The sequence below is a fragment of the Nostoc sp. genome, from assembly GCF_036917515.1.
Lineage (GTDB): Bacteria > Cyanobacteriota > Cyanobacteriia > Cyanobacteriales > Nostocaceae > Nostoc.
The window spans coordinates 1-16185 of sequence record NZ_JBALDE010000010.1 but is presented as its reverse complement, the minus strand read 5'-3'; the positions used below and the strand labels follow the sequence as shown (position 1 = coordinate 16185).

16 protein-coding genes and 1 pseudogene are annotated in these 16185 nt (G+C 40.6%); 10 read left to right on the top strand and 7 right to left on the bottom strand.

All coding sequences use genetic code 11. The features are described 5' to 3' along the window. Positions 1-602: 602 nt before the first annotated feature. From V7K89_RS00695 to V7K89_RS00685, 3 genes are all read right to left on the bottom strand, one after another. Positions 603-1835, bottom strand: a complete 1233-nt coding sequence (locus tag V7K89_RS00695; RefSeq protein WP_335183834.1) for an aspartate aminotransferase — start codon at positions 1833-1835, stop codon at positions 603-605. Then, complete coding sequence (locus tag V7K89_RS00690) at positions 1832-3022, bottom strand: iron-containing alcohol dehydrogenase family protein (RefSeq protein ID WP_335183835.1); 1191 nt, start codon at positions 3020-3022, stop codon at positions 1832-1834. Before V7K89_RS00690 ends, V7K89_RS00695 begins: the two co-directional genes overlap by 4 nt. Before the next feature lie 939 nt (positions 3023-3961). After that, positions 3962-4135: a hypothetical protein gene (locus tag V7K89_RS00685; RefSeq protein WP_335183833.1), complete on the bottom strand. Its 174-nt coding sequence runs from the start codon at positions 4133-4135 to the stop codon at positions 3962-3964. Between the two features lie 106 nt (positions 4136-4241). Here V7K89_RS00685 and V7K89_RS00680 point away from each other — a divergent pair, with 106 nt between their 5' ends. The 4 genes and pseudogenes from V7K89_RS00680 to V7K89_RS00665 all read left to right on the top strand — a co-directional run. Then, positions 4242-4955, top strand: a complete 714-nt coding sequence (locus tag V7K89_RS00680) for an HlyD family efflux transporter periplasmic adaptor subunit (RefSeq protein ID WP_335183832.1) — start codon at positions 4242-4244, stop codon at positions 4953-4955. Then, the gene (locus V7K89_RS00675) at positions 4952-5344 is read left to right on the top strand and encodes a hypothetical protein (RefSeq protein WP_335183831.1); all 393 of its coding nucleotides are present in this window, start codon (positions 4952-4954) and stop codon (positions 5342-5344) included. The genes V7K89_RS00680 and V7K89_RS00675 overlap by 4 nt, the downstream gene beginning before the upstream one ends. Before the next feature lie 19 nt (positions 5345-5363). Further along, the gene (locus V7K89_RS00670; RefSeq protein ID WP_335183830.1) at positions 5364-5852 is read left to right on the top strand and encodes an NHLP bacteriocin system secretion protein; all 489 of its coding nucleotides are present in this window, start codon (positions 5364-5366) and stop codon (positions 5850-5852) included. 39 nt (positions 5853-5891) lie between these two features. Next, positions 5892-7043, top strand: a pseudogene (locus tag V7K89_RS00665) (ATP-binding cassette domain-containing protein); the annotation flags it as partial. Positions 7044-7092: 49 nt separating this feature from the next. On the opposite strand, the gene V7K89_RS00660 reads toward V7K89_RS00665, so the two are convergent. Next, positions 7093-7614, bottom strand: a complete 522-nt coding sequence (locus V7K89_RS00660; RefSeq protein WP_335183829.1) for a Ycf51 family protein — start codon at positions 7612-7614, stop codon at positions 7093-7095. Between the two features lie 222 nt (positions 7615-7836). Here V7K89_RS00660 and V7K89_RS35700 point away from each other — a divergent pair, with 222 nt between their 5' ends. Together V7K89_RS35700 and V7K89_RS00655 are read left to right on the top strand one after the other, a co-directional pair. Next, entirely contained in the window at positions 7837-7935 is a 99-nt protein-coding gene (locus tag V7K89_RS35700) for a DUF6888 family protein (protein ID WP_442941541.1), read from the top strand. Between the two features lie 70 nt (positions 7936-8005). Then, the gene (locus tag V7K89_RS00655; protein WP_335183828.1) at positions 8006-8194 is read left to right on the top strand and encodes a DUF6887 family protein; all 189 of its coding nucleotides are present in this window, start codon (positions 8006-8008) and stop codon (positions 8192-8194) included. A gap of 110 nt (positions 8195-8304) precedes the next feature. Here V7K89_RS00655 and V7K89_RS00650 read toward each other — a convergent pair whose 3' ends face one another. From V7K89_RS00650 to V7K89_RS00640, 3 genes are all read right to left on the bottom strand, one after another. After that, on the bottom strand, positions 8305-8817 hold the full coding sequence (locus tag V7K89_RS00650; protein WP_335183827.1) for a hypothetical protein: 513 nt from the start codon (positions 8815-8817) through the stop codon (positions 8305-8307). Between the two features lie 281 nt (positions 8818-9098). Beyond that, entirely contained in the window at positions 9099-10463 is a 1365-nt protein-coding gene (locus tag V7K89_RS00645) for an O-antigen ligase family protein (protein WP_335183826.1), read from the bottom strand. Next, positions 10445-11287 carry a hypothetical protein gene (locus tag V7K89_RS00640; protein WP_335183825.1) on the bottom strand — a complete coding sequence of 281 codons (843 nt, stop codon included), beginning with the start codon at positions 11285-11287 and terminating at the stop codon, positions 10445-10447. The genes V7K89_RS00645 and V7K89_RS00640 overlap by 19 nt, the downstream gene beginning before the upstream one ends. Positions 11288-11421: 134 nt before the next feature. Here V7K89_RS00640 and V7K89_RS00635 point away from each other — a divergent pair, with 134 nt between their 5' ends. The 4 genes from V7K89_RS00635 to V7K89_RS00620 all read left to right on the top strand — a co-directional run bounded on the left by V7K89_RS00635 (position 11422) and on the right by V7K89_RS00620 (position 16032). Next, positions 11422-12489 (top strand): NAD(P)/FAD-dependent oxidoreductase, encoded by a 1068-nt coding sequence (locus V7K89_RS00635; protein WP_335183824.1) that lies wholly within the window; start codon positions 11422-11424, stop codon positions 12487-12489. A 294-nt stretch (positions 12490-12783) separates the two neighbouring features. Then, the gene (locus V7K89_RS00630; protein WP_335183823.1) at positions 12784-13644 is read left to right on the top strand and encodes an SIMPL domain-containing protein; all 861 of its coding nucleotides are present in this window, start codon (positions 12784-12786) and stop codon (positions 13642-13644) included. Between the two features lie 613 nt (positions 13645-14257). Further along, positions 14258-14665 (top strand): VOC family protein, encoded by a 408-nt coding sequence (locus V7K89_RS00625; RefSeq protein ID WP_335183822.1) that lies wholly within the window; start codon positions 14258-14260, stop codon positions 14663-14665. A 452-nt stretch (positions 14666-15117) separates the two neighbouring features. Beyond that, positions 15118-16032: a bestrophin family protein gene (locus tag V7K89_RS00620; protein ID WP_335183821.1), complete on the top strand. Its 915-nt coding sequence runs from the start codon at positions 15118-15120 to the stop codon at positions 16030-16032. Positions 16033-16185: the final 153 nt, after the last annotated feature.

Here is a 16185-nt window from a genome sequence, read left to right as displayed (position 1 = left end):
ATCACAGGAGTAAGGTTTCATTCTACAGGCACTTAGACGTTGATATACTCCATCATCCCATACTGTATTGCACTCAAGCAGGAACTGCTATATTCAGATGGTTTGCGTGCAATGAATACTGCATGACCCTTTGACAGAAGGTATTAAACATAACCACAGGTTGTTTCAACTTGGAAACACCACGCCAGAGGGTTCACTTGTAATAGCTGTCGCTTCGTATAACCGCACGTGGTGTACTTCGTCAGATCGTCTGTAGTTTTTCCCCAGCTTGCGGAAGCTGGTAATTCGGTGAGTCAAAGTGTATTGGCTCTTGACCTCTGGCTTTTCAACCAATACTACCTAACCTTTTCTTTCAGTAAACCCTCTAGTTGTAGTATTTTGTGCAACTAGAATAGCGAATTTGCCCAAAACTTTTTTGAATACTTTCTCTCAAAAGAGAAGAAACTAGTTTTTTAACAGATACTTTTTTTAAAGCAGCCGCTTTAACTCAAGATTCTTGAGTTTCTTAACTGATATGAATATTAGTACCAATCATTGTTAACTCTTTCTACTTTATTACACAAAAAATTTTAGTCATGTAATATTGGTTTTCCTTTCTATAATCAACTAACGAGATCAGCGATCGCCTCTGAAGCAGGGACTACAGCTTCAGGCTGATAGCGGATGCCAGCTTGCTTGAAGCGATGTAAAACTTCACCCAAGCGATCGCACTCTGCAATCAAACTGATCCTGACATAACCTTCACCTGCAACCCCAAAGGCATTACCTGGAGTAACCACAACGCCTGTTTGTTGCAACACATTCAGGGCAAAATCTGTGGAACCAACGCCAACGGGACACTTCACCCAAAGATACATCGTCGCCTTGGTTTTAGGGATATCCCAACCCAACTCTCCTAACCCCTGAATGAGGAAATCGCGGCGGGTACGGTAGCGTTGTTGTACCTCATGCAAATACATATCTGGCAATTGTAAAGCGGTTTCGGCTGCTGTTTGTAATGCGGCAAAAATGCCGTAATCCAAGTTAGTTTTCAGCGTCCGCAAACCTTGAATTACGTGGCGGTTGCCCACGACAAACCCGACGCGCCAACCAGCCATATTGTAGGTTTTAGATAAGGTGTGAAATTCCACACCAATTTCTTTCGCGCCAGGAATTTCTAACAAGCTAGTCGGTTGATAACCATCAAAAGCTAATTCCGCGTAACACAAATCATGTACCAGCAAAATTTCATATTTGCGGGCGAAGGCGACGATTTCTTCAAAAAATTCGCGGGGGGCGGTGGCGGCGGTAGGATTGCTGGGATAGTTGAAATAAAGTATTTTAGCTTGTCTTGCAACTTCATCAGGAATGGCAGCTAAATCAATTAACCAGTCATTTTCGGGTTTGAGAATCAAGCTATGGATTTTTCCCCCTGCGATCGCCGGGCCGCGAAAATGTGCCGGATAAGCTGGGGAAGGAACCAGAACTAAATCACCAGGGTTAATGTAAGCGATCGCTAAATGAGTTAATCCTTCTTTAGAACCCAATAGTGGCAAGGCTTCGCTATCAGGATCCAGAACCACATCATAACGGCGACGATACCAGTTAGTGATGGCACGGCGGAAACTAGCTGTGCCCTCAAAAGGTGGATAACCGTGATTAGCAACATCTTTTAAAGCTGCGATCGCCGCTTCAACAACTGGTGCTGGCGTTGCACCATCGGGGTTTCCCATACCCAAGTCAATTAAATCTAACCCTTGTTCCCGTGCTTTAGCTTTCAGTTCATCTAAACGGGCAAATACATAAGGTGGTAGTTTTTGTATGCGTTCTGCTGGGACAATCCAATTTAAACTCATAAAACCTCGTCACTCATTCCCTTGGGCGAAATTCGATTTGTAGTGTCTCTACTATCTATCGGTGCAGTGGTAGAAACCATTGCTGCCATCAGCTGTTCTGGCGCGACTTTAAACGGTAGTCGATGGATGTCAGAATTAGGAACTAGAGCCATTTCGGCGGCTGTTTGCAATTCGCCTAATGTAATATTGCCTAATCCCAAATCACTTAATTTTTGGGGTAGTCCAATTTCTGTGTAGAACTTTAACAACTGTTGCCGTGCCGATGCTGCTAGTTGATTGCCTTGTAGCATTTCTTCTAAACGCAGTTGCACCAAAATTCCAAAAGCAACTTTTTCGCCATGAATACTGCCATGTCCTGAAATATGAGTTAAACCGTTATGCACGGCATGGGCGGCAACTGTGCGACACTGTGCCCCTCCAAGTCCTCCAACTACCCCAGCTAATAAAACAGTGGCATCTACCACTTCTCGCCAAACCTCACAACCTGGTTCTTCGAGGGCGGCGGCTGACTTTTGCAAGAGGATATCTCGCAAAACTCGTGCTTGTTGCACCGCAGCAATAATTAAAGTGTCTTGCAAGTGTCCACTGCTAACTGAGGCTTCGTACCACTTAGCGATTGCATCACCAATTCCAGCTACTAAGGTACGTTGTGGTGCAGTTTTAATCAAGTCATAATTGAGTATCAATAAATCCGGACAACGAGATAACCCCACATCGTAGAGAAAAGCCCCATCTTCCGAATAAACATTTGATAAGGCACTCCAAGCTGCGCAAGTAGCCCCAGAAGTAGGAATTGTCACCACTGGTAGATATAACTGCTGCGCAACTAATTTCGCTGTATCTAGGGCTTTGCCACCACCAACACCGATAATGACATCAGCTTTATGTTCTTTTGCCTTCTTTTGTAAAGATTTCAGGCTAGCTTCGCAGCAATCTGCACCATAAGAAGCTTGGATAGTATCTAACTGCTGTGCTTCTAACACTGGTTGTAAATTTTGTTGGCTGATGGCGAGAGTAGACTTACCTGCCACAATTAAGGGACGACTTCCCAAACAGGCAATCTCTGCTGCGGCTGTTTGCAACACATTAGAACCACGGATTACTTTTGCGGGGGCAACTGTGAGCGTAAATAATGAACTAGAGGTTTGAGTAGACAAAGAAGGTTGAGTAGAAAAATTATTGGGCATATAATCTCGTTTGCCAAAACCTTGATATTTCTTAATCAAATAGACTGGTGATCAAGGATACTTGTTGCCAAGCTGGTTTTTGGATGGTTCCAACCTTCCACCTGGCTTATCTAGATTTTAGCCAACCAATTAAATAGACAAGTCTTGTTGCCGACTGATTGGGTAGTTTGACGACATTGCTTGAATCTATAAATACCCATTGACCTGAAATTCCGAACTATCAAAGTTTTGAATAACCGTATAATCAATTAACATTACCATTGTCAGATTCTCAAGAAAAGCAATCGAGAATTGATAATGTGTAGGCGATCGTGCTATTTCATGCAATTTTTAGCTACAGATATATATGTAAAGTATGCAAATATATGCCCCTACAACTCCTTGATTTGCTGCAAAGAATTTTGAAAATGGCAACAGGGGCAATTAAGGATAACAACTGACAAATTACAACTATTAGTACCCATTACCCCACGCTGATTAACTTTTTCTTACAGTATAACCACTAAAGTGTGAATATCTTAATCTAAAAATAACCATTAATGTATCAGTAAATACAAAATAATTTTTGTCATCCTGATAACAGGTAGGTTACTTTTTTCTATGGGCATTAGGCATGGGGCATGGGGGCATTAATCTGAACTTCCCCCAGTGCAAATCTAGTAAATAGACTTCAAAGGCTTGTATAAAGAAGAATACAGGCTTTTTAGTGTATAAAAAAGTATTAGATTCAATACCTTCGAAAATTGATTCCAACCACCGACAAAATTAATTGTGCAATTTACACAATTAATATTCAACTGATAAGGGGCAAAGAGTACTGAAAAGCGCCCAGTGTCTTAACCAGCACTATAAACAATTGCCCTTAGGCAGTGCCGAAGGTAATCGCTCTTAAACGATCGCTATTTTCCTCCTGATTTTCGATGGCTGAAACCTACATTATTACCTCATTTTACGAAGTTTGTGAAAACGGTCGTCGGTAAAGTCGGTTTCTCGAATATCGATTCCACACACTTGCTCCAAGGTATAACGTTGTTGCTCGACCATTCTCTTACCCGGATTTTGCAATGGTCTCCCTGTGACACAATGTAAGATAATCAGATTATGGCTACCCATCCCCATTTGGCTTTTAAAGTACTAATTCTTCCTACCTCTACCCCATGCCCCATGCGCGTAGTGTTCTCTAGCAGACAATAACTACGTAAATACACTAGCCGTCAAGATGCCCAATAAAGCGAGAAAACTTTTCCGTGAAGAAGCCTTAGAACGCTTGAACTCTCCAGAACAGCTTGACCGACTGATGCAGGTTACAAGCCGCCAAGCCTGGGTGCCCTTGGTTTCTATGGGCTTAGTGGTAGCTGTAGCTGGCATCTGGAGTGTAGTTGGGCGAATTCCCCTTACCGTCACAGGTTCTGGCGTGTTAATCCGACCTCGTAATGTGGTGCAATTTCAAGCACTTGGTGGCGGTCAATTGTTAACCCTAAATATCAAGCCAGGAGATGTAGTTAGGCAAGGTCAAGTACTCGCTACAATCGACCAATCTAGTGTTAGGCAACAACTACAAGAAAACGCAAAATTTATTCAGATCAAAGAGCAGAACCAAGATACAGATAGGCTGCAAAAGCAACAAATAGCGCTGCAACAAAGAACCCTTGAGCAGCAGCAAAAAGACCTTTCAGAAAGTCTGCGTCGAGAGTCATTAGCACCAATGCTACACTCCGAAACGTTAAAAGCGTTAGAGCAAAAACGACAAAGCGTTGAGCAAAGTCTGTCAAGAGAAAAAGTCGAGCCAGTGCTTTACAAACAAACTCTTGCCGCACTAGCAGAAAAACGCAAAAGTCTTCTAGAGCGCTCATCAAAAATTAGCTCATTACTGCAAACTTTGCAACAACGAGTAGAAAATCGTCTCGTCGTAATCTCTTTCAACAGAAAGTGATTAATCAGGATGTACTGCTGCAAGCCCAGCAGGACTTGTTAAACCAAGAGACGCAACTGGGGGATATTCAAACACAACTCAAAGACCTTGATGTTCAAAAAACGTCGAGCGAACGGGAATATCTACAAAATCTTAATAGAATTGACGATATCAAAAATAATATTCAAGAAATTAAAGTTCAAAAAACCAATGCCGACCGGGAATACCTGCAAAATTTGAATAAAATTGACGATATTAAAACCAAAATTAAAGATATTGAAGCCCAAAAAACTAAACTAGTTCAACAAGATTTAGAAAAGTCCATAGGGACATTAAATCAAATTCAGGAAGTTAGAAGCAAGATTGCTCAGTTAAAACTGCAATTAACTCAGTCTGGACAAATTATCTAGCAAATATGATGGTCGCGTCTTGTCAGTTGGTGTCCTCCCCGGTCAAATTGCCAGCACAGGTACCCGGATTGGGACGATTGAAGCTGAAGATTCCAACACCAAACTGTCCAGTCTTGTTTACTTTGCTGATAAAGATGGCAAGCTTCTAAAACCTGGTATGACAGTACAAGTCACACCCAGCGTTGTCAAGCGCGATCGCTTTGGTGGAATTGTTGGGGTAATCACTAACGTTTCTCCCTTTCCCGTAACAACTCAAGATATTACAGCGCAAGTTGGTAATGAAGACTTAGCTAAAAGCCTTGCAAATAGTAACGCAGCTCGCCTGCAAGTTCAAGTCAAACTACAAAAAGACCCAAACACTGTCAGCGGTTACAAATGGTCTTCTTCCAATGGACCAGCACTCAAAATTTCATCAGGTACGACTACGCAAGTCCGCTTCAAAGTTGGAGAAGTCGTACCTATATCTTACATTATTCCTATATTTCGCTCTTGGACGGGCACATATTAAGAAGAAGGCATAGGGCGTTGAATTGTTGTGGAAGTTTTTAAAGTAGAAGGCGAGATTAACGGGCTAACCGTACAACTAATTAACGGCGTAGCCAAGCTACGGGTAGCAATGGCGGAAGAACGGGCGTTTGCGGCTTGGGCAGAGCAGTACAGCAAGCGTTCACGGTTCAAGGCTAGTTTCCAACTTATAAAAGACAATGTTTGTGTGTTTAATGAGGTATTGTCCCTAGTCACTTCGGTGATGTTGTTTTGGTTTGCGACTGAATCTATTGGGATGGCTCAAGCGTCCGGGTTGACAGTAGGCAAGTTTTTGGCTTTTAATGCTGCATTGGGCATTTTTATTGGGGGAGTAAGCGACCTCAGTAATACTTTGACTGACATTTTGATGATTGTGCCATTGTGGGAATGGGCAGAGCCAATTTTACAAGCACAACCGGAGTACGACCCAAGCAAGGCAAATCCAGACGATTTGATGGGTCGCGTAGCTTTAGACCATGTTACTTTTCGCTACCGTGACGATGGATTGCCGACACTTAATGATATAAGCCTTTACGCAGATCCAGGAGAATTTATCGCGATAGTCGGACCTTCGGGTAGTGGGAAGTCAACGATATTCCGGTTGTTGTTGGGGTTTGAGACTCCACTCTCAGGAACAGTGTACTATGAGCGCTTTGACTTGGCTTCCCTGGATCTTCAAGCAGTGCGAAGGCAGTTAGGGGTAGTGTTGCAAAATGGTCGCATTGGTACAGGCTCAATTTTTGAGAATATTACTGCTGGGGCATTAGTTTCGCACGAGCAAGCTCTGTCAGCCGCACGAATGGCGGGTTTTGCTGATGATATCGCCCTTCTTCCTATGGGATTGCACACACTTATCAGCGAAGGCGGCACTAATCTTTCCGGGGGACAGCGACAGCGATTGTTGATTGCTAGAGCGCTTGTCAATCAACCGAAAATCATCTTGATGGATGAGGCTACCAGTTCCTTGGATAACCGCACCCAAGCGATCATCTCTGAAAGTTTAGAACAGTTGAATGCTACTCGGATAGTTATTGCTCACCGCCTCAGCACAATTCGCAATGCTGACCGAATTTACGTGATTGAAGCAGGTCGCGTGGTGCAGGTGGGTACATTTTCGGAGCTAGTTAACACCCAGGGGCTATTTGCTCAACTGGTAGCTAGACAAATGGAATAATATCAAGTTTGTCTACCAGATGTAACAGAGGTAGATCAGAGTTAGGTTTTTAAGCATTGGATTTTGGCAATTTGGCAAAATTGTCTGTGTAAATTTTGACTGTTACTGGGGAATTTTGATGAGAAATGAGCGATCGCTTGGCCTCACCCAAGTAAACTGGGACAGAAATCCCTGTTTCCTGATGAATAATGGTACGGGCACGAACTGTCAAATTTTCGTCTTCTCGCGTACCTGAGCGACCATAAGAAAAGAGATTACTAGCTGCTTGACGTAAAGTTGCTTCTAATTGTGTGGGTGTAATTTGGGGTGATGTAGCAATCACCGCTTGTGTTGAGCCATTATCATAAACTAGAGTGTACCGGACTGCTCCAGGAATCACAGTCCGACTCAAGGGGACTATTGAGAGTGCAAATAAACCAGCAGTCACCACCAGCATAAAGCCAGTCGTACCCACCAGCCGAAAGCGGATGCCCCATTTGAGAATAAAAGCCAAAAATGTCAAGGCAGCAAATACCAATGTAGCTATACCTGACCATTGGGTGTACTGAAGAAAGTTAGCTGTTGTGAGCATAAGGTTGGTTATGGAGGCGTCTTTTTTTCGTTACCGACACACCCATTTTACCGAGAGCTTACATCGATTACCTGTAAGGTTGCATAGATAGAACAACTTGCTCAAGCCGCTTGTGTCACCAAGCCTAATTTTGTACAGTTTCACAAAGAATTGGTACTACACTATAAAGGTTATCGGTCATAATAAAGTTTCAACTTGTGTTTAGCCTAAGTTTAGTGGTGAATGGAGCCAACCTCAGAACAATTGAAACAGTTATACAAAGTCTTGACTTGGCTAACGCGAATGTATCTCCCGGTTTACCTAGTTAGCTTAGATGAATGAATAGATAACATCGTAGTAATAGCAGGTGAAGAGACAGTTGTAGTAATTAATCCAGAAGGAGAGGTTGATTATGAATAAGCCTAACTTTAAAGAAATGACACGTAAGCAATTGCGAGATTATATCTTACAAAATCGTGGTGATACAGAAGCAATTCACGCCCTAGCGTTACATATTCAGTCTAATGGCAAACGTCTTAATTCAGTAGATGACCTGCAACAAATCATCCAAGAAAAACGTAGCAAAGGCTTAGAGCCATAGCTAAAAAACACATCATTACTCTGTTAGTTAGTAATACGACTTTGTTAAATTATAGCTAATAAATATAGGAAATAAATTCCTTAACTAACTTCTTTGCCTCTCTAGTTTTACTAGAACAGTATTGGTTCACCAGAGACGATATGGGACTTTTTAGATGTCTGCAACCTAGTTTGAATACTATCAATTATTGCTAGCCAATCAGCATCTCTGTTCCATTCATAGTGAATCCTGGTTTTAGTTGCTGCGTCGTAGAGGTTACAAAAAACTACATTTTCTTCTCCAGCCGTTGCAGCGATAATCAAAGGCTTAGAAAAATCCTGAATTAGTGATGCAGCTAAAAGGAAACTTTTAGCAAAGTTTGTTTCTCTCCCAGTTCTAACAACATAAATTTCATCGGCTATAACGACGATGTCTAACTTATTGTTGTCTTTTTCTTTAAATTCTTTCGTTATTAATTTAAGTTCGGATATATACCCAGTCAAACCTGTTTGTTGTACAGGAATAGTTTTATCATTATTATAGTTATACCACAAGTATGATTCTCCGCTTAATTCTCCTTTTTTAACGTATAAATAAATAGGTTCTGGTGGGTTACAAAGACCTAGTTTAATTTCAGAAATCATGTTTTATATTCCTTTATCAAAGATAAAATTTTTCAGATATTACGTCAAATTCAATATTTTTAAGATGGTGTTTAACTAAATAAAAATAATAAATATACAAAAGGGCATCTACAAGAGATGCCCGTCATGCAGGAAAACCCCAAAGGGATGTCCCTACACCTTCCCAACAATCAGCAACAGTGACTAATTAGGTATTAGTCACACTCACAGACGTGAATATAACAATCTTATTAACTTAAAACTCTTAATGTCCCCAGTGCATACACTGAAAAAACTAATAGCTAATTTTGATGAGATGCAAGCCTGTCTTTTTCGTGATAACGATGTACTACTCCAGAAATGGCAGCCAAAATTAGCCATGAAAGTGCATTCAAACGCAAATCGAAGACGGTTACATCTACTGTATTTAATAAAATCCACCCAACAAAAGCTAGAAGATAACTGAAAAATATCAATTTGTCTCCTGTATTTATGTATTTTGACTTTTGCAGTAATTGGACACCTGTAATCAAAATCCAAGCGAGTAAGCCACAAAATAAAAAAGCACTGGGAAAACCAGTTTCAGCAGATAACATCAAAAACAAGTTATGGGGATGACCCAAGGGAATCTGCATCTTTGCTCTGTAAAGTGTACTAAAACTGCGTAATCCCCAGCCAGTCCAAGGATGTTGTTGAGCTAAAGACCAGGCAAATTCCCACTGAGTTTTTCGCATTAAAGCAACTGGTCTATCTGGATACATATCGTCATTTAACCTTGCCCAAAAGAATGCAGGAACTACCAAGCGAAAAATTTGAGCTACTGGTGAGGGAGCAAAAGCTGCCAAAAACACACTAGAGACGATCGCAGCAACGCTACCTACAAGAATGCGCCAACCTTGGTAGAGTGCATAAGCTAAACAAGCAAAAATAGCGACCGCCCACCCATTGCGTGAGTTGGTGAAAATTAAGGCAATGAAATTCGCAATCACCGCCATGCTTAGGAAGAGAAAGGGAACTGGGGAGTGGGGCGCAGTAAGTCTTTCCCCTCTGCCTCTTATGCTCAATCCCCAATATCCAATCCCTAATCGCCATTGTTCGATCCATAACCCTAGACTAAGAATGAAAACTATTACTAGATAGGCTGCGAAAGTGTTGGCGTGCAAGAAAAGTGAAGCTATACGACCTGGTGGGTTTCCGCCTGGTGTGATCGTCCAATTCAACACAATCCACAAAATCTCTAACTTCAAACTCCAGCCTAAAAATAACTGTCCCAAGCCCATAATTGCTACTGGCATGGAACCGATTACCACAATCCAAGCCATTTGCCGCAATTGAGCAAATGTTTGAATCAGAACGCTATGACCAGCAAAAACTATAAAGAATGGTAATAAATTAAATAAGCCGAGGAAAGCTGCTGTCTTGTCTTGGGCAAATCCAACAGTCACGATCAGCAATACACTCAAAAGGGCAAATCCCCAGTTGAGAGGGCGGCGGCTAATCTTGGGGTATTGTCGCACTAAAGTTATTAATGATACAAAACTTATAGTCACCGCCCCTACTAAAGGACTCAATGGGAAGATTAACAGTCCCCATAGAGAGTAGTTCAAAGAAGATTGCCAACGAGATTTGAAATAGTTAAAAACCTTGTTCAAGCTGGCTCCCAACATTCCTCACGGGTGAGGCGAATTTGAGCTAAGGTGAAGATAGTAGGGATGATCCGACCATAGTTAGTGGCGATCGCTCTCCAGCCTAAATCTGCAACAAACCAAGTCCACATCATTGGGCCGATTGCGGCAAACATCGCGCGGGCTGCCCCATAACGAGCTACACTTACTGTCATACCCCGTTGCGCCATTTGCATTGTTACATAGGTTTGAAATTGAGTTGCAGCTGCTTCTGAGCCTGTAATTGCCGCTTGTTTGGCTACTTCATAAGTAGCAAAGTGGATGGCAAATTGACGGGCAATTTGCTTAAGTACAAGTGGCTGGAGAAGAGAAGTAACCGCTAGCGCACTACCGCCTTTAAAAAGTAATCCCAAGGGATCGCGTTGCAATAAAAGTGGTAGGGGTTGTTTGAGTTCTGATTTCAACAGTTGACGCTGCACCTGTATAGTCAATTTTTGCTTTTCCTGTTCCGGCAATTTTTTCCAAACTTGTCCTAACAGATGCAAAAATACTTCTGCTTCTAAATCAATGGTTGCCAGCTGATGAGAATAGGGAATTTTTAGATACTTACATACTTGAACTAATGCTTGTCGGTAAGTTACCTGGCTTGTGCGTCCCCGTAATACTGTCATCCCATCTGCCGCCAAAAAACGAAAGCGACCCTCTAGCGCATCTAACCAAGCTTTGCGGTCTCGGCTTTGTACTTCGATGGGTTCGGGTGTGTGTACATAGTCTAAGGGATTGAACTTACGACTAAATAGAATTGCCGTTAAGTCTTGCAATTCTTCTTCGGTCGCTAACTCTAGCGCCGCCCTCATTTCATCCAATTTCCCTTCCTCCCTTCCGTGCAGCTTTCTGTACCTTATTCTACTATTAGCTTTCAGCAGTCATTAGTAGTAATTTTGTCCTTTGATAATAACCAATAACTAATGACCAATAATTAACTAGGGACTATTGACTCATGACTGATATTGCAATAATTGGTGCCGGAATTGCTGGTTTAATCTGCGCCCAGCAGTTAAGTCAAGCTGGATATTCGGTGGTAGTGGTGGAAAAGTCGCGTGGTTTGGGAGGAAGACTAGCTACACGCCGCTTGCATGGAACTTTGGCAGATCATGGGGCTTGTTATCTGAAGCCAAAGGGTGAATTATTTAGACGTTTTGTAGAAATATTGCGCGATCGCCATATCCTCGAAGTTTGGACAGAGGAGGTTTACGAACTCACAACAGGTGTTCCTTTATCTGAACCCAATAACCGCAGTCCGCATTATGTTGCACCTGGGGGAATCAGTGCAATCGCTAAATCCCTTGCCCCAGGTTTAGAAATATTACTGAATCAGCGTGTCATCGCTATTACCCTAACTACCGGAAATAGCTGGCGTCTGACTTTGGAATCTAGTAATGAAGAATTAACTGCAAAAGCTATAGTCATCGCCATTCCTGCACCCCAAGCTGTGATGCTATTAGAACCTTTGGGTGCAAGTGTATTGGATGCAGCTTTTCTTGATAACTTGCGTTCTATAGAATTTTATTCTTCGATTAGTGCGATTGCTGGATATCCTTCTACATCTCAACCTCTCCCTCAATGGAAAGCCCTAACTTTTGTAGATAATGCTGATTTAGCATGGATTGGTTTGGACAGTAGCAAGCGTCCTAACCCTCAACAACCACATTTTGTAGTGCAAAGTAGCACTGACTTTGCCCAACGTCATCTCGAATTACAGGATTTACAACCTGCTGGACAATATATGTTGCAACGAGCAGCTGAATCTCTGTCCCTTCCTTGGTTGAATACTCCTGAATGGATGCAAGTACATCGTTGGCGTTATGCCTTTCCTAGCCATCCTTATCATGAAGCTTTTTTATCTGCTGGAACTGCCTTACCTTTAGTTTGCTGTGGTGATTGGTGTGGCGGCAATCTTGTCGAAAGTGCGATGCTTTCTGGATTAGCTACAGCTGATGAAATTAATAATCAGTTACATCATCTTCCTTTCGATAATGTGAACTTTTTAAACGTTTTTACACGATGATTTCATCTGTCGCTAGACTGATTCTGCGCTATAGTAAGTCTCTGTTTTTCTGACTGACTAAATCAAAGTACAACAAATAAGTTTTTTTAAAGTCAGTGTAAAAGACATGGGATTGGTTCAATATTTTTTGTTAAAGCGCAAACCTTCTTTGATGGTTGGCACTATACGTAGAATTAGGGATGAGGATTAGAATAATTCTTCCCCAGTTTCTAATCCCCAATTCCTAATCACCATTAAATTTTTTAGTTAATATTTGGATAAAGGATTCAGTATATTCCTCTTGAGGTGTAAACTTTGACAATTGCTAAGTTCAAAGGACATTCCCAGGATATGAGAAATATAACTGCTTTAATGCTGCTAAGTATTACTGTGACTGTTGGAGTAGGGACATTAACACCCAAAGTCACTAACGCTCAATTATTTTACCCACCAGCAAGCGATCGCCATTCATTAATGGTAATTGGTCAAGGGGTAGTGAGAGTGCCAGCAGATACAGCGGATATTGAGTTGGTATTCAGTAGCGGAGGTAGCAATGATGAGTTACAAACGCAACCATCATCTCTATCCGAAACCCGCCGCATATCCTCACCGACTCTACTTTTTAATTACAAAACAGCAGCAGAATCTTTACCAAGCAAAAAATCCCTAACTAAAGCAACTCTTCAGCCTGTAGTTAATAGCCTGCTTGCTAAAGGCATTAGTGCTGATAAAATTCAAGTGCAAATTAACCCTAATTCCAGTGAAAATAACGCCAAAATATTAGTGAGACTAGAAAAACCAACGCGCGATCGCGTCCAGGAAATTGTTGCTACAGCAAATAAGTCCACAAGCCAGCTTGAAAACCTTTTTATTAAGAATATGGGCGTTGATTACGCAGTTAATGACTGTCAGGCTTTGCAGAGTTCAGTTTATCAATCAGCGATGAAAGATGCTCAAAGCCGCGCTCAGGCTTTAGCAACTGCAATGGAAGTTAAACTTAGTACTCCTTCTGTCGCCGAGCCATTTTACACATTATTTTATCCCTCGTGTAATTCTAAAACTGGAGTTCCTTTACCGTCATTTGCTAGTTTTTTATTATCACCAGTTTATAATCCAGATGCTCCAGCAGAAGTTGAAATGAAAAAGGATATTTTTGTGACATATACAACGAAATAAACATTTATATATAGTGCGATTGCACTTTGATCTAGTCAAAATTGGAAGTGCGCTCGCTTAACTATTTTATTTGGAGTCGAATAAAGAAGGATAAGTGTGATTGCGCTTCTAATTTACTTCATACATATATAATTAATACTGTTGCTGATTTCAAACTTCAATAGTGAAAAAACTCCAGAAATGTTTGTGACAAATCTGGAGCCAGGAAAGATACGCATTTACCTATACCAAATTTTCACCTTGAGGAAATTCTACGTCATCAGGGTATACACTCAAATACAGATAAAAGTGTTTGAGGATTCTCGTTATACTTCTTCCTATTGAAAGTAACGCAAAACAGCCTCAGTTTATCTGGGGCTGTTTTGCGAGAGTTGTTTGGTAGAAGGGGTACATCAATAAGTGATGCCCATGTTAAATATAGATAATTCAATATGCATCCTTATTCAGCTATGTTTTGCCATATCAGGATGATTGGGAAAATTTTTATAGCTTTTTTCAAAAAAACTCCAGAAGCACTTAAGGCATTCTGGAGCAGTAACAGGTTTCTAACATCAATCAATTTTTACATCTGTGATCGCCCGATGTCGTTAGGGTATATACTCAAATGTGTTTTATGTCTACTCATCCGCAAATCGACCAACAAGTTACCTTCTTTTCTACCCATAACCTCAATGTATCTACAGAATTCTACGAACAAAAGCTAGGCTTGGAGTTATGGCTTGACCAAGGAACTTGCCGAATTTATACTGTTAGTGGTTCCGGATACTTAGGATTGTGTCAAGCAAGCGAAACATTGGCTTCTCCAAGCGATAAGCAATCAAGTGTTATTTTTACCCTAGTAACACAGCAGGTGGATGAATGGTTTGAATATCTCAAAAAACGTGGCGTCGAATTTGAAAAGCCACCTACATTAAATGAAAAGTACAACATTTACCATTGTTTTTTCCGCGATCCTGATGGTTATCTGATTGAAATTCAACGTTTCGAGACTAACGACAACAAAAAAGACATAACCCAATAAGTTATGTCTAGATATTTAATGTACAGGGCAGGATTTTTACGGGCTAGAACTTTTTGATTTACTAAGGTACATGATACCGACTAATGCTGTATAAACATTATCGATAGGAATATACCTTTTCTTTCATAGATTTATCGGGATAAAATATGGAGTTTATGCAGCCACAGAGAAATCTTTACATTTATTTACAATTGCTGCTTAGGTATCACTTTTGACTTTTATATAATATCCATCTAATTGACGCTCAAAAAACTCTCTGTGTCAATCCTGATTTTAACCAGAGTTAATATTCTATCACAAAAGCTAAAATACATTGTTGCCAGTCTATTATGTTTTTAGCAAAAATATTTTTGAAGTATCTATTTACTAATTATGCTACTTTTATAGTGATTATTTTTAAGCTAAAAAGTTCTAACATATCGATTCAATAAATATTTTATTAGGGTGACTACATGATATCCGAAAAAATAAAATGGTTGCGCACTGTACTACAACCTAAAGGTTCAGTGATAAAAGCAATTTTCAAACATATTTTATGGTGTGGAGCTTTCGGATTTTTAATTTCTCTGCTTCACCATTTTGACAAACCTGTATCCCAACCTATTTTAGGAAGTGTTATTCCTAGTATTGTTTTAGGTTTGTTACTTGTCTTTCGGACAAATACTGCTTATGAGCGATTTTGGGAAGGGAGAAAATGCTGGGGATCTATAGTAAATAATGTCCGAAATCTAGCGCGGCAAATTTGGGTATCAGTTGATGAAATTTCACCAGAAGATAAAAACAATAAAATTACAGCATTAAACTTATTGGCAGCTTTTGCTGTGACAACTAAATTACATTTGCGAGGAGAAGCTGTCAATAGCGAGTTAGAAAATTTAATGCCATCTACTAAGTATATAAAATTAAAGATTATGAATAATCCCCCCATAGAGGTTGCTTTTTGGATAGGAGATTATTTACAGGAACAGTATAATCGGAATTGCCTTAATAGCTACCAAATAACATCTATGCAAGAATTATTGAATAATCTTGTGGATAATTTAGGTGCTTGCGAACGTATTTTAAAAACGCCTATGCCGCTTGCTTATGCTATTCATTTGAAGCAATTGCTAATATTATATTGTTTTCTGCTACCATTTCAAATAGTAGAGAATCTCGGTTGGTGGACAGGTTTAATTTCTGCTTTGGTTGGGTTCACTGTGTTTGGCATCGAAGCCATTGGCTTAGAGATAGAAAATCCCTTTGGTTATGACGCTAATGATTTACCATTAGATGCAATTTGCGAGACAATGAAGCGCAATATTGACGATTTAATAACTTTGACTCCCAATACGCGATCGCATCAGCAAGATAGTATAAGCAATTGAAAAAAGCTGAGAATGATAAAAATAAATCCCAGTGGCGATCTACTCGGTTTGTGCATAGTATATATAGCAGTTCCTGCTTGAGTGCAATACAGTATGGGATGATGGAGTATATCAACGTCTAAGTGCCTGTAGAATGAAACCTTACTCCTGTGA

Bases quoted from the DNA above. Each gene is read 5' to 3' on its own strand.
- V7K89_RS00690 (WP_335183835.1), bottom strand. From the start codon at position 3,022: ATGCCCAATAATTTTTCTACTCAACCTTCTTTGTCTACTCAAACCTCT.
- V7K89_RS00685 (WP_335183833.1), bottom strand. From the start codon at position 4,135: ATGGGTAGCCATAATCTGATTATCTTACATTGTGTCACAGGGAGACCA.
- V7K89_RS00680 (WP_335183832.1), top strand. From the start codon at position 4,242: ATGCCCAATAAAGCGAGAAAACTTTTCCGTGAAGAAGCCTTAGAACGC.
- V7K89_RS00625 (WP_335183822.1), top strand. From the start codon at position 14,258: ATGTCTACTCATCCGCAAATCGACCAACAAGTTACCTTCTTTTCTACC.
- V7K89_RS35700 (WP_442941541.1), top strand. From the start codon at position 7,837: ATGGAGCCAACCTCAGAACAATTGAAACAGTTATACAAAGTCTTGACT.
- V7K89_RS00650 (WP_335183827.1), bottom strand. From the start codon at position 8,817: ATGATTTCTGAAATTAAACTAGGTCTTTGTAACCCACCAGAACCTATT.
- V7K89_RS00635 (WP_335183824.1), top strand. From the start codon at position 11,422: ATGACTGATATTGCAATAATTGGTGCCGGAATTGCTGGTTTAATCTGC.
- V7K89_RS00655 (WP_335183828.1), top strand. From the start codon at position 8,006: ATGAATAAGCCTAACTTTAAAGAAATGACACGTAAGCAATTGCGAGAT.
- V7K89_RS00695 (WP_335183834.1), bottom strand. From the start codon at position 1,835: ATGAGTTTAAATTGGATTGTCCCAGCAGAACGCATACAAAAACTACCA.
- V7K89_RS00645 (WP_335183826.1), bottom strand. From the start codon at position 10,463: ATGTTGGGAGCCAGCTTGAACAAGGTTTTTAACTATTTCAAATCTCGT.
- V7K89_RS00660 (WP_335183829.1), bottom strand. From the start codon at position 7,614: ATGCTCACAACAGCTAACTTTCTTCAGTACACCCAATGGTCAGGTATA.
- V7K89_RS00620 (WP_335183821.1), top strand. From the start codon at position 15,118: ATGATATCCGAAAAAATAAAATGGTTGCGCACTGTACTACAACCTAAA.